This window comes from Streptomyces sp. NPDC002092, assembly GCF_053593775.1.
On the sequence record NZ_JBSFDG010000001.1, the window covers coordinates 563,161 to 578,634 of the forward strand.

Annotated in this window: 26 protein-coding genes; 21 read left to right on the forward strand and 5 right to left on the reverse strand. The window is 69.6% G+C overall.

What is annotated here, in order from left to right; genetic code table 11:
- Window positions 1-147: 147 nt before the first annotated feature.
- The 21 genes from ACWCRD_RS02640 to ACWCRD_RS02740 all read left to right on the forward strand — a co-directional run bounded on the left by ACWCRD_RS02640 (window position 148) and on the right by ACWCRD_RS02740 (window position 12,713).
- Complete coding sequence (locus ACWCRD_RS02640) at window positions 148-933, forward strand: hypothetical protein (RefSeq protein ID WP_450964121.1); 786 nt, start codon at window positions 148-150, stop codon at window positions 931-933.
- Entirely contained in the window at window positions 934-2,256 is a 1,323-nt protein-coding gene (locus tag ACWCRD_RS02645; RefSeq protein ID WP_450964122.1) for a DnaB-like helicase N-terminal domain-containing protein, read from the forward strand.
- A complete protein-coding gene (locus ACWCRD_RS02650) occupies window positions 2,253-3,005 on the forward strand; it encodes a hypothetical protein (RefSeq protein WP_450964123.1) in 753 nt (250 codons plus the stop codon). Before ACWCRD_RS02645 ends, ACWCRD_RS02650 begins: the two co-directional genes overlap by 4 nt.
- Window positions 3,002-3,493 carry a hypothetical protein gene (locus ACWCRD_RS02655; RefSeq protein ID WP_450964124.1) on the forward strand — a complete coding sequence of 164 codons (492 nt, stop codon included), beginning with the start codon at window positions 3,002-3,004 and terminating at the stop codon, window positions 3,491-3,493. The genes ACWCRD_RS02650 and ACWCRD_RS02655 overlap by 4 nt, the downstream gene beginning before the upstream one ends.
- A 52-nt stretch (window positions 3,494-3,545) precedes the next feature.
- Window positions 3,546-5,975, forward strand: coding sequence for a DNA cytosine methyltransferase (locus tag ACWCRD_RS02660; RefSeq protein ID WP_450964125.1), 2,430 nt, complete (start codon window positions 3,546-3,548; stop codon window positions 5,973-5,975).
- 62 nt (window positions 5,976-6,037) lie between these two features.
- Window positions 6,038-6,343, forward strand: a complete 306-nt coding sequence (locus tag ACWCRD_RS02665) for a hypothetical protein (protein ID WP_450964126.1) — start codon at window positions 6,038-6,040, stop codon at window positions 6,341-6,343.
- On the forward strand, window positions 6,327-6,809 hold the full coding sequence (locus tag ACWCRD_RS02670; RefSeq protein ID WP_450964127.1) for an ATP-binding protein: 483 nt from the start codon (window positions 6,327-6,329) through the stop codon (window positions 6,807-6,809). The genes ACWCRD_RS02665 and ACWCRD_RS02670 overlap by 17 nt, the downstream gene beginning before the upstream one ends.
- Window positions 6,810-6,948: 139 nt before the next feature.
- A complete protein-coding gene (locus tag ACWCRD_RS02675; protein ID WP_450964128.1) occupies window positions 6,949-7,218 on the forward strand; it encodes a hypothetical protein in 270 nt (89 codons plus the stop codon).
- A 76-nt stretch (window positions 7,219-7,294) separates the two neighbouring features.
- The gene (locus ACWCRD_RS02680) at window positions 7,295-8,434 is read left to right on the forward strand and encodes a hypothetical protein (protein WP_450964129.1); all 1,140 of its coding nucleotides are present in this window, start codon (window positions 7,295-7,297) and stop codon (window positions 8,432-8,434) included.
- A complete protein-coding gene (locus ACWCRD_RS02685) occupies window positions 8,431-8,682 on the forward strand; it encodes a hypothetical protein (RefSeq protein WP_450964130.1) in 252 nt (83 codons plus the stop codon). The genes ACWCRD_RS02680 and ACWCRD_RS02685 overlap by 4 nt, the downstream gene beginning before the upstream one ends.
- Window positions 8,679-8,972, forward strand: a complete 294-nt coding sequence (locus tag ACWCRD_RS02690; protein ID WP_450964131.1) for a hypothetical protein — start codon at window positions 8,679-8,681, stop codon at window positions 8,970-8,972. The genes ACWCRD_RS02685 and ACWCRD_RS02690 overlap by 4 nt, the downstream gene beginning before the upstream one ends.
- An 89-nt stretch (window positions 8,973-9,061) precedes the next feature.
- Window positions 9,062-9,436: an SLOG family protein gene (locus ACWCRD_RS02695; protein WP_450964132.1), complete on the forward strand. Its 375-nt coding sequence runs from the start codon at window positions 9,062-9,064 to the stop codon at window positions 9,434-9,436.
- A 446-nt stretch (window positions 9,437-9,882) separates the two neighbouring features.
- Window positions 9,883-10,089, forward strand: a complete 207-nt coding sequence (locus tag ACWCRD_RS02700) for a hypothetical protein (RefSeq protein WP_450964133.1) — start codon at window positions 9,883-9,885, stop codon at window positions 10,087-10,089.
- A complete protein-coding gene (locus ACWCRD_RS02705) occupies window positions 10,086-10,301 on the forward strand; it encodes a hypothetical protein (RefSeq protein ID WP_450964134.1) in 216 nt (71 codons plus the stop codon). Before ACWCRD_RS02700 ends, ACWCRD_RS02705 begins: the two co-directional genes overlap by 4 nt.
- On the forward strand, window positions 10,298-10,588 hold the full coding sequence (locus ACWCRD_RS02710; RefSeq protein WP_450964135.1) for a hypothetical protein: 291 nt from the start codon (window positions 10,298-10,300) through the stop codon (window positions 10,586-10,588). The genes ACWCRD_RS02705 and ACWCRD_RS02710 overlap by 4 nt, the downstream gene beginning before the upstream one ends.
- Window positions 10,585-10,824: a helix-turn-helix domain-containing protein gene (locus ACWCRD_RS02715; RefSeq protein WP_450964136.1), complete on the forward strand. Its 240-nt coding sequence runs from the start codon at window positions 10,585-10,587 to the stop codon at window positions 10,822-10,824. Before ACWCRD_RS02710 ends, ACWCRD_RS02715 begins: the two co-directional genes overlap by 4 nt.
- Window positions 10,821-11,507, forward strand: coding sequence for a hypothetical protein (locus tag ACWCRD_RS02720; RefSeq protein WP_450964137.1), 687 nt, complete (start codon window positions 10,821-10,823; stop codon window positions 11,505-11,507). Before ACWCRD_RS02715 ends, ACWCRD_RS02720 begins: the two co-directional genes overlap by 4 nt.
- 2 nt (window positions 11,508-11,509) lie before the next feature.
- Window positions 11,510-11,818 carry a hypothetical protein gene (locus ACWCRD_RS02725; RefSeq protein WP_450964138.1) on the forward strand — a complete coding sequence of 103 codons (309 nt, stop codon included), beginning with the start codon at window positions 11,510-11,512 and terminating at the stop codon, window positions 11,816-11,818.
- Between the two features lie 3 nt (window positions 11,819-11,821).
- Window positions 11,822-12,082: a hypothetical protein gene (locus tag ACWCRD_RS02730; RefSeq protein ID WP_450964139.1), complete on the forward strand. Its 261-nt coding sequence runs from the start codon at window positions 11,822-11,824 to the stop codon at window positions 12,080-12,082.
- A complete protein-coding gene (locus tag ACWCRD_RS02735) occupies window positions 12,079-12,399 on the forward strand; it encodes a hypothetical protein (protein ID WP_450964140.1) in 321 nt (106 codons plus the stop codon). Before ACWCRD_RS02730 ends, ACWCRD_RS02735 begins: the two co-directional genes overlap by 4 nt.
- Window positions 12,399-12,713 carry a hypothetical protein gene (locus tag ACWCRD_RS02740; RefSeq protein ID WP_450964141.1) on the forward strand — a complete coding sequence of 105 codons (315 nt, stop codon included), beginning with the start codon at window positions 12,399-12,401 and terminating at the stop codon, window positions 12,711-12,713. Before ACWCRD_RS02735 ends, ACWCRD_RS02740 begins: the two co-directional genes overlap by 1 nt.
- 47 nt (window positions 12,714-12,760) lie before the next feature.
- Here ACWCRD_RS02740 and ACWCRD_RS02745 read toward each other — a convergent pair whose 3' ends face one another.
- From ACWCRD_RS02745 to ACWCRD_RS02765, 5 genes are all read right to left on the reverse strand, one after another.
- Entirely contained in the window at window positions 12,761-13,015 is a 255-nt protein-coding gene (locus tag ACWCRD_RS02745; RefSeq protein WP_450964142.1) for a helix-turn-helix domain-containing protein, read from the reverse strand.
- 129 nt (window positions 13,016-13,144) lie between these two features.
- Window positions 13,145-13,441, reverse strand: coding sequence for a hypothetical protein (locus tag ACWCRD_RS02750; RefSeq protein ID WP_450964143.1), 297 nt, complete (start codon window positions 13,439-13,441; stop codon window positions 13,145-13,147).
- 91 nt (window positions 13,442-13,532) lie between these two features.
- Complete coding sequence (locus ACWCRD_RS02755) at window positions 13,533-14,033, reverse strand: GntR family transcriptional regulator (protein WP_450964144.1); 501 nt, start codon at window positions 14,031-14,033, stop codon at window positions 13,533-13,535.
- 135 nt (window positions 14,034-14,168) lie between these two features.
- Window positions 14,169-14,933, reverse strand: coding sequence for a GntR family transcriptional regulator (locus ACWCRD_RS02760; protein WP_450964145.1), 765 nt, complete (start codon window positions 14,931-14,933; stop codon window positions 14,169-14,171).
- On the reverse strand, window positions 14,933-15,463 hold the full coding sequence (locus ACWCRD_RS02765; RefSeq protein ID WP_450964146.1) for a UTRA domain-containing protein: 531 nt from the start codon (window positions 15,461-15,463) through the stop codon (window positions 14,933-14,935). The genes ACWCRD_RS02760 and ACWCRD_RS02765 overlap by 1 nt, the downstream gene beginning before the upstream one ends.
- Between the last annotated feature and the right edge of the window lie 11 nt (window positions 15,464-15,474).

Genomic DNA, 15,474 nt, shown 5'->3' on the forward strand with positions numbered 1-15,474 from the left:
ACATAAGCGTGGCTGTAATGTCCGTCGCGTTGTACAATTCGGGGGCGAGCGAAACCCCAGCACCACGGGCCACGCCGCCCCCATGAGGGCTGCCTCCAGACAGCTGATCAACCCCTAGAGACACCCCTCGGAGAAAAGAGAGTTCCCATGCCCAGCAGGTTCGAGTTCGAGCGAGCAGTCAAGGCGAGCAGCCTGCCGCCGCTGTCGCGCTTGCTGGCGCTGACCATCGCAACCTTCGCCAATTCGGAGACCGGCGTGATCCCTGCCCGCTATCAGCCGTCGCTGTCGACGCTCATGGCCGCGACGGGCATGTCGAAGGGGTCGCTCCTCGCGCACCGGAAGACGCTCGACGAGGAGAAGTGGGTCACCTTCACGTCTCCGAGCCCGGAAGACCAGGTCCGCAAGAAGGCCCGGAATGTCTACAAATTGAACGTTCCGGCTGGGTCAGCTCCTGACCTAGCTGCTGGGTCACCTGATGACCCAGACAATCCGGACTCTGGGTCAGGAGCTGACCCAGAGTTGGGTCAGCAGATGAACCAAGTTGGGTCAGCAGCTGACCACAAGAGTTCCTTTACCTCTTCAGCTAGCCAGCCCGACGGCTCGAAGCCGGACGGACCCCGGATCGCCGTCAACTGCCAGCCGCTCGTGACCGCCATGCAGCAAGCAGGGATCCACGTCTCCTGGGAGCTGTCCGCCAACGAATGGCTCCAGATCGAATCGATCATCAAGCGCATCCCGGTCGACGTCCTCGTAGCCGACGCAGTCGAAGCCTGGCACCGCGCGCGCAGCACCCCGCGGCTCGCCCGCTACTTCCTCCCCGGCTGGCGCGGCATACCGACCGTCCCCGCAGGCGCACCCCGCCAGCCCGCAAAGCCCACACGCCACCTCCGGCCCGTCGCCGGCCAAAGCCCCGAAGACAGGGGGATCTTCTAAGTGACCACCGACCTCGAGCCCGACTACGCGGACATCCCGCTCGAGCGCATCCCACCGCAGGACTTCGACGCCGAGCAGTCCGCACTCGGCGCGTGCCTGCTCTCCAAGACCGCGCTCACGGAAGTCCGTGACGCCGTCGACGTCGCCGCCTTCTATCAGGCCCGCCACCAGGTGATCTTCAGTGCGATCCTGCACATGGACTCACGGAACCTGTCCGTCGACCACATCACCCTCGGCAAGTACCTTGCCGACACCGGCGACCTCATGCGCGTCGGCGGCACCGCCTACCTGTACGAACTCGTCCGCGCCGTGCCCACCGCCGCCAACGGCGAGTACTACGCCGGGATCGTCCAGGACCGCGGACTCCGCCGCGCCCTCATCGAACTCGCCACCCGCATGGTGCAGATGGGCTACTCCACCACCGGCGAGACCAGCGAACTCATCGAGAAGTTCGTCGCCGAAGCCCGCGACCTTCGCGACCGCGGCATGGCTTCCGAAGACCTCCCCGTCGAGGACATCCTCGACTTCGTCAAGAAGGAAGACGTCTACGACTGGGTCGTGCCCGGCCTCCTCGAACGGCAGGACCGGCTGATCCTCACCGCCTCGGAAGGCGGCGGCAAGTCGACCCTGTTGCGGCAGATGTCCGTCACTCTCGCCGCTGGCATCCACCCGTTCCGCACCTGGGAGGTCATCGACCCGGTCCGCGTCCTCACCCTCGACTGCGAGAACGGCGAGGCCGCCTCCCGCCGTAAGTTCCGTCCGCTCCTCGCCGCCGCCGACAACCTCGAGCAGCCAGTCAAACGCGGCCAGTTCCACATCGAGTGCCGCCCGTCCGGACTCGACCTCACCCGCCCTTCCGACCGGGCCTGGATGATGCGCCGCGTCGAGAAGATCAAGCCCGACGTGCTGATCATCGGCCCCGTTTACCGGCTCCACGCCGGCAACCCCAACGACGAAGAGCTCGCCCGCAAGGTCTCCGTCGTCATCGACGAGGCCCGCGCCACCGCCGGCTGCACCGTCCTCATGGAAGCCCACGCCCCCCACGGCAACGGCATGGGGCCCCGCTCCCTGCGCCCCCTCGGCTCCTCGCTGTGGATGCGCTGGCCCGAGTTCGGCTTCGGACTCCGCCCCGTCGAGGACGACAAGTCCGCCCAGAACGTCGAAGGCGCCCGCGGCCGGCGCGTCGTTCCCTGGCGCGGCAGCCGCGACGAACGCGACTGGCCCGCCTTCATCAAGCAGGGCGAGAAGTGGCCCTGGATCTCCTACAAGCCCATCGACGCCGACCAGTTCACCGGCTACAGCGAGACGGGAGCGATCTGGTGACCATCGAAGACATCGTCAACTCCGTCCCGGACGACAACAGCTGGGGCGTCTGGCTCCACCAGTACTGGGTGCGCTCCCAGCACGAGACGGGCCTGCCCGGAGCGCTCGCGGGCGACATGACCCACGAGGCGCTGCCCAGTTGGTACGCCGGGATCACCTTCCGCTCCAAGCTCGAAGCGGACTGGGCCGCCACCCTCGACACCCACGGCGTCCGCTGGGAGTACGAACCCGAAACGATCACGCTCCCGTCCGGGGCGAAGTACATACCCGACTTCCGCCTGCCCGACATCGGCTGCTGGCTGGAGGTCAAAGGCACCGGGGTTCCCCGCATCGAGAAGGCCGTCGAGTTCGGCGAGATGCTCGCCTGCGATTGCGATCAGCCGCTCCGCTGCACCTGCCGCTGGACCGGCGGACAGCTCGTGATCATCGGACACCCGCCGCAGCCCTACAGCCCATGGAAAGACCCCGAGTTCGCCGACAGGCCATGGGCCGCCGCCCGGGTCCGGTCCTGGCGCCACGAAGGCCACCCCAGGTGGTCGTTGTCCAGCGGACGCACCTGCTGGTTCACCATCTGCCCCGACTGCCGGGCCGGCGGGTGGATCACCACAGGCCAGTGCCGGGCCTGCCGCGGCCCGCTCGCCGGAGGCCGCGCCTACAGCTCCGGCGAATTCGGCCTCAGTTTCACCAACTCCGAATGCCGAGTCGCCCCCATCCGCACCGTCGACGACGAGGAGACCGAGACCCCATGACCACCACCGCCACGATCCGCAGCCACGGCCGCCTCGACAGCACCGTCGCCGCCCGTATCGCCGACCACTGGAACGCGGCCTACCCGACCATGCGCGCCCTCGCCACGGACCGCATCAACGCCTACCGCCAGCAGGTTCGCGACGAGGCATGGAAGGTCGACCCCGCCCATCCGCACGCCGAAGCCATCCAGGCCTTCACCCCCACCGAGGCCACCATCCGACGCCGCCTCGCCAACCTCGAAACCCTGCGCCGCACCCTCGGCCAGCTCGACCGTGGCACTCACCGCGCCTGCACCCGCAGCCCCGGCGGCTTCAGCGTCCTCGCCGCCTACACGGCGGTGCGCGCCCTGCTCGGCGCGACCAGCGTCAACGACGAGGGCCTTGCGGCCGTGTACCAGCTGGCCGCTGTGCTCGCCGAGGCAGCCGAGGAACGGCACCGCGAACTCGCCGCCCTGCCCCGCCAGCGCCAGGACGGGGCCGCCGCATGACCGCCAACCCCAACGCCCAACCCCACCACCACCCGCAAGGAGACCCGGCCTGATGTACCGCCACGACAACGACGCGCTCACCGTCATGGACTGGTTCTGCGCCGATACCGAGACGGAGATCCTGACCGCCCGCGGTTGGCGGCGCTACGACCAGGTCGCGGTGGGGGACCTGGTCGCCAGCCTCAGCACCGCCGACGGCGTGGCCCGCTGGGCGCCGGTCCAGCGAATGAACGTCTTCGAGCTGACCGACGAGAAGATGCTGCGGATCGAGGGCAAGGCCCTGTCCGCGCTGGTGACCGTCGGCCACCGGTGGCCCGTCCAGCAGCGGGTCGGCACGCCGTCCGGACGCCGACAGCAGTGGCAGATCCGCACCTCCGACCAGCTCACGCTGGAGTCGTCCGTTGTCCGCAGCGCCCCGTTCGAGCACCCGCAGCGCCGTGTCCACGACGACGCGCTCGTCGAGCTCGTCGGCTGGGCCTGGACCGAGGGCAGTTACCGGGAGAACGGCGGGATCCACCTGTCGCAGTCGCCGTCGGTGAACCCGCAGAAGTGCGAGCGGATCACTCAGGCGCTTACGGCGCTCTACGGTCCGCCCATGGGCCGGGCCGGCCGCACGGCTGGATGCCAGGCATGGAACGTTGCCGACTACGAGGGCACCCGGTACTGGCGCCTCAACGTCGCTGCCGCTGCTCCCATCCTGGCCGCGGCTCCGGACCACGTCCTTGACCCGGGCTGGCTGCTCACGCTCACCGCGGACCAGCTCGACCTGCTGGTGGAGACGTCGATGCTTGCCGACGGGCACACCCGCGTGCGCAACGGCGCCCGAGACTCGGCACTCTCGCAGAACCGGCGCGACCGCGCCGAGGCGTTCCAGTTCGCTGCGATCCTCGCCGGACGGGCGACATCGATCCACCGCTGGGAAATGCAGCACAAGGGCGCCGCCTACCCAATGTGGCGGGTATCCCTGCTCGAGCGGATCACCGCCAAGCCGCTGCGGCAGGCCGTCGCCGAGTGGACCACCTACACCGGCATCGTGTGGTGCCCCACCGTCGAGCACGGCACCTGGCTCTGCCGCCGCAACGGGCTCGTGCACTGGACCGGGAACTGTGGCGCCGGAGGCTCCAGCCAGGGCGTCCACGCCGTCCCCGGTGTGCGTGTCACCCGGGCTGCGAACCACTGGGAGCGGGCGATCGCCTCCCATGCCGCGAACTTCCCCGACACGGACCACTACCAGGGCGATATCCGCCAGGCCCCGGTCTGGGACTGGCCTGTCACCGACATCTTCTGGGCGTCCCCGGAGTGCACGAACTGGTCGGTGGCGAAGGGCAAGCAGCGCGACTTCGACAAGACCATGCAGTACGACCTGTTCTCCCTTCTCGACGAGAAGGACGAGGAGGAGCCGACCGCGGAGGAAGAGTCCCGGGCGCTCATGGAGGAAGTCCCGCTGTACCTGCGCGGGGTCGCCGAGCGGGGCGGGCTCGTCAAGGCGGGGATCGTCGAGAACGTCGTCGACGTCCGCAACTGGGACCAGTGGGACCGCTGGCTCGGCGAGATCCACAAGCTCGGCTATGAGACCCGCATCATCGCGCTGAACGCCATGCACGCCCTGCCGCGGTCGGTGCACCAGGCGCCGCAGTCCCGCGACCGGCTGTTCGTCGCCTACTGGCATCGCAGCCTGGGCCGTACCCCGGACTGGAACAAGTGGCTGCGCCCGCGCGCCTGGTGCGACACCTGCGGCGAGCACGTCGACGCCATGCAGGTGTTCAAACGGCCCGGCCGCGACATGGGCCGCTACCGCCAGCAGTACGTGTACCGCTGCCCGAACGCGGCGTGCCGGAACCAGGTCGTGGAGCCCGAGACCCTGCCCGCAGCCGCCTGCATCGACTGGACGCTGCCCGGCCAGCGCATCGGCGACCGTACCCGGCCGCTCGCGGACAAGACCCTCGCGCGGATCCAGGCCGGCATCACCCGCTTCGCCCACCCCATCGACAGCCGGCGGGTGCAGATACCGCCGCTGATGGTTCCCGTCGAAGGCCGCGACGGGAAGGAAGCCAACACGGTGCTCGCCCCGTTGCGCACGCAGACGGCCCGCAACGAGACCGGGCTGGCGTGGCTGCCGTTCATCGCCGAACTCCGCGGCGGCGGCTCCGTCGCGCGGCCCGTCTCCGAGGCGCTCGCAACGGTCACGGCGTCGGGCAACCATCACGGGCTCGTCACCCCGGACCCGCGGATCGCGGTCGTCGAGGGCCAAGTCGACATCGACGACGTGCTGTTCCGGATGTTGGAGCCGCACGAGATCGGCCGCGCCATGTCGTTCGCCGACGAGTACATCGTCCTCGGCTCCAAGCGCGAACGAGTCCGCCAGTACGGCAACGCCGTCCCGCCCAACATGGCCGAGATCTTGGTCTGCGCCCTCGTCGAAGCCATCACCGGCGAAGCCATCGAACGCCACACCACACCCGAGCCGGCGCTCGCCGCGTGACCGCCTCGCCCACCCGCCTGCCGCACCACGCCACCACCCGCACCCGACCCGAGGAGTGACCGATGACCGACACGACCGCCACCTACCGCATCGAGTTCGGACCGGCATGGCCCGTGCCGCCGATCACCCTGGAGTACGCCGACCCGAACGTCTTCCACCGCGCGGTCGCCGCCCACGCCATCCCGCACTTGCGGCCGATCCTCGCCGAGAAGGGCCACCCCGAGTTCGCGGACTGCTTCTTCCGAGTCAACCGGGAGCTGACGGCGGGCGAGTTCTGGTACGTCGACCTGGTCGGCGGCAAGGGCGCCCGGTTCTGCCCGGCCCGGCTGACCGCCGCCGAGGAGGCGCCTGATGCTGCCGCGCGTTGACGGCCGCCTCGCCACGATCCACGCCCCGATCGGCGTGCAGGCCTCCGGCAAGACGGAGTTGTCCCGCCTGATCGCCGCCGCAACCGGGGCGGTTCACGTCGACTTGGACGCCATCCGCCGCCGGGTGTGGCCGGACTGCCCGCCCGTCTGGGATCCGCACTCCGGCCGGGGTCTGCGGGTGCAGGCGGCGTTCGAGGCGGCGGTGCTGGGGCAGTTGGCCGCCGGGCGGGACGTGATCGTCGACAGGACGAACGTCGACCCGCGGGATCTGGCCCGGCTGCGGGTGATTGCCCCGCACGCCCGGCTGCTGATCCACGACCTGACCGCCGTGCCGTTGGCGGCGTGCGTTGCCCGGGATGCTGCCCGGCCGGATGCGACCCGGGTGGGTGCGGACGGGATCCGGGCGCTGCATGAACGCTGGCTTGCCCCGTCCGGCCGCCTGGGAGCGCTTCAGGGCGCCCCGTAGCCGTTCCGGGCCGACCGGGAGCCGCCGGATGCTCCCAACGCCTCTCAGGGCGTTCTGTGGCCTCGCACTCCGAGCCCGGCCCCGCTGTCAGTGCCACCCCGTACCGTTCCAACACACCGCAAAACAGGAGGAATTGACCATGACCGACCTGCACCTGATCATCAGCAAGCCCGAACCCGGCGAGTGGTACGGCCGCCTCGACGTCGGCGAAGCCCTCGAAGCCGCGGGCTGGACCACTGACGAGGCGTCGGGCGTCCTGCGCCACGAGTCCGGTGCCGTCTGGTGCGTGACGAACGAGTCCGACGACTCCGGACTCGACTGCCCGAACGGGACCGTCATCGAGTTCCCCGGCAGCACCCCGACCGTCGTGATCGTCGCCGCCTGCCTTGCCGCAGCAGCCACCCCGTGAGCGTGCAGCGACCTCGCGCCGTCCGAAGCGGCGCGAGGTCTGCGGCCAACCTTCCCACCGAACCACTGGAGTGACCATGACCGACAAGCAGACCGACCTCCGAGACCGCATCGCCGCCGCCATCTGGGCGCAGTACCCGGATGCCGAACCGTCTTCGGCCGGGCTCGTGTTGGCGAATCCGCATGCCGTGGCCGACGCGGTGCTGGCCGTGCTGCCGCCGCCCGCTGATCGGGTCGCCGTCCTGCGCGAGGCCGCCGACCGAATGAGTCGCAAGGCAGCGGCACTCACCAAAGGGCTGGACGACCTTGCGATCTTCGTGGGCAAGGCGCGTGCCGCAGAGGCAGAGATCCTGAACCGGGAGGCGGCCGAGCTGCTCCGCGGAGCCGAGGCGCAGCAGCAGTGCCCCGGCGTCGAGACCGTGCCCAACCGGTGCACGTGCGACTGCGAGGGCTGCAAGCACCACTGCGGCGCCCACAACCCAGCCGAGGCGCAGCAGCCCGACACCGATGGGGCAGGCGAGCCCGCAGAACTCCGCACCCTGCCGCGCGAGGTGCGCCGCCTCGTCCACGCCGTCGACCGCATGCGCAGCGACTGGGCCGAGGCACCCGAGCACGGCCCGGAACGGCGGGAGTTGTGGACCGAGGTGCACAGCGCATGCGACGCGGTATGGGATCGCCTCGACACGACCGGAGCCGAGGCGCAGCAGCAGCCCGACACCGAGACGCCGTTCGTCACCCGCGTCCTGGAGATCTTCGCGACAGCCGACGCCCACGGCGAGCTGTTCTGGCGCATCGTCGACGGCCAGCCTGAGTTCGCGGCGAACGTCAGCGACGTCTTCGCCTGGGGCGGGGCGGACGCTGAGGACATCACCCCCGACACGCTGCCCGTACTGGAGCAAGCGTTCGCCGACCTCAAAGCCATCGACGCCGAGCACTTCACCGCCGACTTGTACGCGGCCCGCCTGCGCAAGATGCGCCCGCAAGGCGCGGCCTACCCCGACAGCAAGACCAAGAACTGGCGCGAGGTGTCGGCGCTGTACGACGCCTGCGGGCCGGAGCGGGAGTTGGGGCTCGGCAACCCGAAGGCCGCGCCTGCACACCGCGCCGTCCCGGTGCAGCCCGCGGAAGCCGAAACCGACCCAGACCCCTGGCACGACGACCGGAAAGCCAACACCCAAGAAGCCGACCTCGACCGCACGCAGGAGCCGCGGCAGTGATCAAGCCCAGCAGCAGCGAATACCACTGCACCACCGACATCTCCCAGCGAGGCCGCTTCAACTGGGCATGGTCCGCCCGCCTGTGGCAACCCCGCCCGTGGACGCCGACCGGATTGGATGAGGACTACGGGTTCGCGTTCACCGAGAAACGCGCCAAGGCGAAGGCGGAGCGGGCGGCGCGCCGGATGATGCGCGCGGCCGAGTCGTGGGTGTCTCGCACCTACAGCAGCAGGGAGCCGCGCCCGTGAGCACCGCCGACCTGTTCGTCGAAGCCGTCGACACCGCGGTCCGCCTGTTCTACGCGGGCGCCGCCTGGTTCGTCCTCACCGCGGCGGTGGCGACGCTCGCCCTGTACGCGGTCGCCGTCATCACGTGGGCGGTCTGCCGGGCGGTCTGGAAGGCGGCATGGAGGGCCCTGGGTGGCCGCAGGAGCGCCGAACACGCCCCGCAGGCCCCCGAGCCCGCTCCAAGCCCACGGAGGCGCTCACGGCCCTCGTGGGCGCACGAACAACCCATCGACTACGAGGAGGCCGCCTGAGCCCTCCAGCCGCCCCCGACCCTCCCGAGCCCCGCACCACCGCCCAACGCCCGCCACACGCCCGCACAGGGCACGAGAAGAGGCCCCGCATGACCGACCCGTACCGAGTGCTCGTCACCGGCTCCCGCGATTGGACCGACGGACTCGCCATCATCCGCGCCCTCCAGGACATCGCCGCCGAACACCCGGCAGACGGCGAACTCGTCCTCGTGCACGGCGCCTGCCCCACCGGCGCTGACGCCATCGCCAACAACTGGGCCGTCAAGTACGGCTGCCAAATCGAGGCGCACCCCGCCGCCTGGTGGAAGTACGGCCGCGTCGCCGGACCCCGGCGCAACACCGAGATGGTCAAGGCCGGGGCGAGCATCTGTCTGGCGTTCATCCGCAACGGCAGCCGGGGCGCCACCCATTGCGCCGACACCGCCGAGCGGGCAGGCATCCCCGTCAAGAGGTGGACCGCGTGAGCACCATCGTTCGCGCCACCTGCCACGGCTGCGGCCAGCCCCGACAAGTCACCGTCGCCGGAGTGTTCCGGCGCCACCGGAGAGGTCAGATCACCTGCCCTGGCGCTGGGCAGCGCCCCCGGGAAGCCGTCACTCCGCCCGTTTCGCATCGCGGGCCATCTGGCCTGACCGGACCGCCTCCGCCCGATGAGCCTGCCGCTGGCCGTTCCTGCGACGGAGGGTACTGCGACGCCCCGTCCGTCGGCTGGCGCCTGTTCCGCGGCCAACGCGAATGGCTGCCCGTCTGCGGCCTCCACATGGACGGCCCCGAGGGACGAACCCGCATCTACGACCCGCCGGAGGCCCTCGATGCCTGAGCCCACCCCGACCTGGTCCGACACCTGCGCCACCAACCCCGACCCCGCCGCCCCCGATCCGGGGGCGGCCCGCACCCGAAAGGCACCCGCATGACCGATCGCTCCGACCAAGTCCGCTACGCCCGCCGCTTCACCGCCCGCATCCCCGGCCAGCCCGACATCCACGGCGTCGAGTTCCCCTCCGGGCGTGTCATCGCCGACACCGAAACCGGCCTCACCGCCTTCCTCAACGCCGACGTCATCACCGACGACTACCCCGATGCCGTCATCCACTGGGCCGACAAGGAGCAGCCGTGACCGTCCACTGGTCCACCTCCGACCTCCCCGGCCAGCACTGGGACCCCGAACCCGACAACGAAGACGGCGGGCCCTCGTGCCGTCAGCCGAACTGGCGTGACGACCCCGACGGCCTCGACCGGCTCTGCGAGGCGGGCGCCCGCCAACTCCACGGCCCGCAGTTCGAGGTCCGCAGCGTCCACACCGTGCAGATCACCGAGAGCTACCTGTGATCGCCGTACTCGTCATCGTCGCCCTCGTCGCCGCGTTCGGCGGCTTCCTCGCCTTCCTGTACCGGCTCGCCCGCCTCGCCTTCAAGGAGCCCGCCATGCCACCCCGCCAACTGCATCTGCACCTCGATGACGAGTTCGCCCGCCTCCTCGCCCTGTACACGCGTGCCGGCGAAACCCCCCGCCAGGCCTGCCTGATCGCGTTGCGGACCAGGGCGCTCGCGGACGGGCTGCTCGGCGCCGACGGGAAACCCAAGCCGCTGGGGCGGCCGCCAGGGAGGCGGCCGTGAGAGCCCTCACCGGCCGGGAACGCCAGGTGATGCGCCTCGTCGTCAACGGCAACACCAACGCGGGCATCGGCCGAATCCTCGGCCTGCACCCACGCACCGTCGACCGGCACCTCGCCAACATCTACCAGGCGCTCGGCGCCCGCGACCGCGCCAACGCCGCCGCCCTCGCGCTACTCCTCGGCGAAATCGGGCCCGGCGACGTGCAACTCCCCAACCAGCAGCAGGAGGCCGCATGACCGACCAGCCCCGCAAGCGCATCACCATCGACGCCCCCAGCGAAATGACCATCCTCGCCGCCCGGCACCTCGACGCCACGGAAGGCCGCGTGCAGGTCGGCACCACGGTGGACTCGGCGACCCGGGCCGCGATCAGCCAAGTGCTGAGGTACGTCAGCACGGCGCACAAGGCGCCCGCCGCGGCCGCCGAAGCCGAACGCGACCAATACCGCGCTGCGATCCTCGACATCGACGCCCACGCCACACCCATCGGCCTCGCCAACCAGGACGACCCCGACGGCAACCCCCACCACTACGCGGTCACCGTCGGCGCGCTGCACCGGGCACTGGGGAAGGTCGGAAACACGGCGGCGTCATGCACGGCCGAGGCCGAACGGGACGGCGCGTACCGGGAGCGCGCACACCTGGTCGCACTCGTCGCCAGTGTCGCCGAGCAGGCGGTCATCGCGCCCGCCCCGGATGTCGACGATCCCGGCTGGCAGATCCTGTACATCACCCTGCACGGCCGCCAGTGCTCCTGGCACATCGCACCCCGAGACGCCGACCTCTTCGAACACCTCGACCACGTCGGCGCCGGCGACCCCCGCGCCCAGTGGGACGGCCACACCACCGACGAGAAATACCGGCACATCGACTGGATAGCCCGCGCCCTCGGCACCCCCGGACCGTTCAGGAAGGACTGACCATGACCAACCCCGACCGCGCCTGCCCGCACGAAAACTTCGACGCCTACGTCGACGTCAACCGCGTCACGGCCAGCGACGACGACCCCACCGTGGTCGGCTACTCCGCCGACATCAAGGTCACCTGCCACGACTGCGGCGAGCCATTCCGGTGGACCGGCGTACCGGCAGGCATCTCGCCCCGGCAGCCGATGTGCAGCGTCGACGAGACCGAACTTCACGCACCGCTGCGCCCGGCCTCCGCTGACCCCGACTTCGGTCTCGGCCTGCCCGGCTTCGCCATCAACTACCGCGGACCCAAGGAGGACTGATCCATGACCGACCAGCCCATCCGCCAGCACCCCGACGAGCTGCGCGAGCAAGCCGAAACCGACATGCTCGTCGTCGAGCCGTACCGCAACGACCAAAACCAGCAGCGCTGGGCATTCCGCTGCTGGGGCACCGACACCTGCGACGGCTGGCTCGGCCTGGGGCATCACACGCAGACGTCGGCGTTGTCGGAGCAGGAGCGGCATGTTGCCGAGGCGCACGGCGAGCGCGCCGACGAGGACGCCGTCGACCGGGAGGCGCCGTGACCAATCGCTACGACGACCTCTCCGACCGCGCCCGCTGGTTCCTGCAGAATTTCGACGAGATCGACCTCGCCGACCTGTGCGCCGCGCACGAAGCCTCCAACCAGACGCGGCAGGACGCCATCGACCGGGTGAAAGCCCTCTGTGCCAGCCGGCAGACCGAAGCCGTCGACGGCGGAGACACCGACGCGGACAGCATCCAGCCCTCCGAAGTCCTCGCCGCCCTCGACGAGACCGCGCCGAGCCACGACGCCGGGCCGTCCGTCGCCGAATGCGCCAAGGCGGACCGGGCCTGGGATCTACAGAAAGGCGGCGAGTGATGGCCACCCACAAGCTCGACGTCCCCGAACTCCACCGCCGCCTCGACGCCCAACGCCAGAACCTCGGCCTGTCCTGGCGCGGCGTCGCCCGCCAAGTCGGCCTGCCCGTCTCAACGTTCACCCGCATCAGCAAGGGCCGCAGCATCGAAGCCGACGCCCTGATCACCCTCCTCGTCTGGCTCGACCTCGACAGCGAGATCGCCATCCTCGTCGAGCCCGGAGACCCCAAGATCCCCTGCCCCGGCTGTCGCCGCCTGTTCGAGCCGAAAGCCGACGGCACCGTCCGCGCGCACCAGTGCGAAGCCGCCACATGACAATGGCGCCCGCCCCGGGTTGGGGCGGGCGCCGTTTTGCTGTGCGCCTACGCCGCCTCCTCCACCTCCGGCGGCTCGGCCGGCTTCCGCCCGTTCAGCACCTGGCGAATCCAACTCGGCGTCAGCCGCATCCTGGCCGCCAGCTGCTCGACTGGCACACCGCGCCGGTACGCGGCCCGGATCGCCGCATCTCGTCGGGCCACCTGCCGCTCCCGAGCAGACCGGCCCGCGACCGTGCGATGCAACAACACCGCCCAGCGCAACAGCAGTCGGCCAGCCGCGTCATCGAACCTGCGCTTCACGCAATCCCCCTCGCGTAGTGCACCACCCCGCTGACTGTCCACGGTCAGGGGAGTCACGGCCGGCCGCAAGAGCGCAAACGGCAGCTCCCCACCCGTGCAACACGGATGAGGAGCCTGGGGCGGGGGAGCTCAGGCGTGGGACACGGCGAACGGCTCCGGGAGCGGCGGGGCGCCGAGGTTCAGAGCCTCCGCCAGCAGCATGCGCGCCGACGTGTCCCGCTCGAACGCGCTACGGCCAACCGGCATCGACAGAATCCGGGAACCGTCGCGGCGCTCCACGAACGCGCCGAAGAACGTCGGGTCGGTGATGCTGGAGTCGAAGATCTCGACACGGTGTGCGGCCAGCAGCTCGGGGAGCGGAGCGTCGAGGAGATCGGGGGCCGGCGCCTTCGGCTGAGGAAGAGCGCACGTCTCGGGTACAGTCATGGTGACTCCAATCTGGACAGGTTGAGTTGCTGATCAGCGGCTGGCACCGCTGGTTGAACAGGCCCGGTGTTCGCGCACCGGGCCGTTCGCGTTACTGATCCCGCATGGCAGCGTCGTTCGGTGCAGCGACGTACCTGTAGTTCCCCTTCTTGAGGATCGTTCCGGGCGGTAGGGACAGCAGCGCCATCGCGACGCTCATTGCAGAGACGCCGTACCGGCGACCGAGGGGAACGATGCGGATCATTTCGCCGGGATGCAGGGTTCCGTTAGCGAGATCACGGCGCAGCTCCTCGGCGGCGTGATCCCTTTCGGCTGTGTCGTCGTACTTGCCTTGCGTGAAAGTTCCGTCGGGATGCCGCACGCCGTTGTACAGGGGCGATTCATCCCGCATGGCTGCTAGTTCGGCGGCACGAGCCTCTTGTCGGGACGGAAACCACTCGATGCGCTCGCTTGAGACCAGGTGCCACCATTTCTTCTCCCACTCATGCATCCGCCAGCGCCTGGTTACGTCCTTGGCTATGCCGACATAGAGCAGCGTGTCGTCGGCGTCGTAGAGGCGGTAGAGCGCGGTGCGCTGGGCTGATTCGGGCATGCCACTCCTCACTGAGTGTGTGGCGTGAGCCACTCTCACGGCACCGACCGTAGCCGCTTATTCGCACTTGTATCAAGCCCATCGCGCGGATACGCAAAAGCCCCCGGCTTCGACCGGGGGCAGCGGCGCACCTGATCAGGGCATCTCGATGTGATAGCCCATCTTGAAGCGGTGCGCCGGCTTGGTGAGGAGCGTGACCTCGATCGGCTTCTCGTTGTCGCTGTAGACGATCCGGAAGACCTCGATCACGGGCACGTCTCGCGGGATCTCCAACGCCTCGTACTCCTCAGTCGTCGCCGGCCTAGCTGCAACGGCGTCGTCCTGTGAGCGTGTCGGGTAGCCCATATCGAGCAGCAGGGCGGGCGAACCTCCAGGGATCAGTCGCCGATCCGCGAGCCGAGTTCCGCGCGCCAGCTCGATCGGGTAGTACGAGTGCACCAGCTCAGCCGGCTGGCCGTCGAGGTACCCGACGCGCGACCGCAGCATCGCGGTTTCGCCCTCCTCAAGGCGCATCGCGCGAGCGACCTCGACGGGCGGGACGACTTCGGCAACCTCCAGCATCTTGTACTTGCCGACCTGGTTCCGCTTCACGGCTTCACTGAGCCAACGGTACGGCTGGCCCGATTCCGACGGAGCGATGAAGTGAGCGGGCTGAAGAGTCTGCGCGCGCTCACCTCGGACGAAGACGCCAACGCCCACCTGCCCTTCGAGGAACTTCTCGTCCTTGAGGATCTGCAGGGCGCGCTGGATGGTGACGTTCGACGTTTCGTACAGGCCGCGTAGTTCCTCGTTCGTTGGGACTCTGCGCCCAGGTTTCCAGTCGCCAGACATGATCAGCTTTCTGATCTCGTTGGCGATGCGCTCCGCCTTTGGGCGCTTGTCCTTGTGCGGCTCAGGCATTAGGCGACCTCGATCTCGTAGTGGAGGCGGCGAGGCGCCTTCATGACCATCAGCTGCACTTCGAATGGGCTCCCGTCTTCGGCTTGGGTCGTGCGGAGCAGGGTGAGGACGCTTGCCTCTTCGGGCAAGTCGAGCGCTGCGCGTTCGGATTCGTCCGCCGCACGGAACTCCAGATCCTCTGACACGTGACTGGCTCGATAGCCCCGCTCTGCGAGGAGAGTTGGAGCGCCACCCTTGATCTTGCGCTTCTCGGCGAGTGGTGTGCCGCGCGCGATCGAGAGCGGGTAGTACGAGTCGGCGAGCTCTATGGCCGCGCCGTCCAGCAGGATGACGCGGCGGCGCACGGCCGCCCGCTCGCCAGGGGATAGGCGCAGCGCGCTGGCTACCGCATCCGGCGGGATGACCTCGGCGACGTCGATGAGCCGCTGGCCCCCCCGCTGCTTTGACTCTTCACTCCAGGCGTCTGCTTGCCCGTCGCCACGTGGTGTGACGTAGGCCAGCGAGTCGCTTGGCCGCTGCTTATCGGCCATCTCTTGAGCCT

What these genes read in the sequence shown, in the direction of transcription:
- ACWCRD_RS02640 (WP_450964121.1), top strand. Translation starts at nt 148, where the DNA reads ATGCCCAGCAGGTTCGAGTTCGAGCGAGCAGTCAAGGCGAGCAGCCTG.
- ACWCRD_RS02655 (WP_450964124.1), top strand. Translation starts at nt 3,002, where the DNA reads ATGACCACCACCGCCACGATCCGCAGCCACGGCCGCCTCGACAGCACC.
- ACWCRD_RS02660 (WP_450964125.1), top strand. Translation starts at nt 3,546, where the DNA reads ATGTACCGCCACGACAACGACGCGCTCACCGTCATGGACTGGTTCTGC.
- ACWCRD_RS02665 (WP_450964126.1), top strand. Translation starts at nt 6,038, where the DNA reads ATGACCGACACGACCGCCACCTACCGCATCGAGTTCGGACCGGCATGG.
- ACWCRD_RS02670 (WP_450964127.1), top strand. Translation starts at nt 6,327, where the DNA reads ATGCTGCCGCGCGTTGACGGCCGCCTCGCCACGATCCACGCCCCGATC.
- ACWCRD_RS02675 (WP_450964128.1), top strand. Translation starts at nt 6,949, where the DNA reads ATGACCGACCTGCACCTGATCATCAGCAAGCCCGAACCCGGCGAGTGG.
- ACWCRD_RS02680 (WP_450964129.1), top strand. Translation starts at nt 7,295, where the DNA reads ATGACCGACAAGCAGACCGACCTCCGAGACCGCATCGCCGCCGCCATC.
- ACWCRD_RS02695 (WP_450964132.1), top strand. Translation starts at nt 9,062, where the DNA reads ATGACCGACCCGTACCGAGTGCTCGTCACCGGCTCCCGCGATTGGACC.
- ACWCRD_RS02700 (WP_450964133.1), top strand. Translation starts at nt 9,883, where the DNA reads ATGACCGATCGCTCCGACCAAGTCCGCTACGCCCGCCGCTTCACCGCC.
- ACWCRD_RS02720 (WP_450964137.1), top strand. Translation starts at nt 10,821, where the DNA reads ATGACCGACCAGCCCCGCAAGCGCATCACCATCGACGCCCCCAGCGAA.
- ACWCRD_RS02725 (WP_450964138.1), top strand. Translation starts at nt 11,510, where the DNA reads ATGACCAACCCCGACCGCGCCTGCCCGCACGAAAACTTCGACGCCTAC.
- ACWCRD_RS02730 (WP_450964139.1), top strand. Translation starts at nt 11,822, where the DNA reads ATGACCGACCAGCCCATCCGCCAGCACCCCGACGAGCTGCGCGAGCAA.
- ACWCRD_RS02740 (WP_450964141.1), top strand. Translation starts at nt 12,399, where the DNA reads ATGGCCACCCACAAGCTCGACGTCCCCGAACTCCACCGCCGCCTCGAC.
- ACWCRD_RS02750 (WP_450964143.1), bottom strand. Translation starts at nt 13,441, where the DNA reads ATGACTGTACCCGAGACGTGCGCTCTTCCTCAGCCGAAGGCGCCGGCC.
- ACWCRD_RS02755 (WP_450964144.1), bottom strand. Translation starts at nt 14,033, where the DNA reads ATGCCCGAATCAGCCCAGCGCACCGCGCTCTACCGCCTCTACGACGCC.
- ACWCRD_RS02760 (WP_450964145.1), bottom strand. Translation starts at nt 14,933, where the DNA reads ATGCCTGAGCCGCACAAGGACAAGCGCCCAAAGGCGGAGCGCATCGCC.
- ACWCRD_RS02765 (WP_450964146.1), bottom strand. Translation starts at nt 15,463, where the DNA reads ATGGCCGATAAGCAGCGGCCAAGCGACTCGCTGGCCTACGTCACACCA.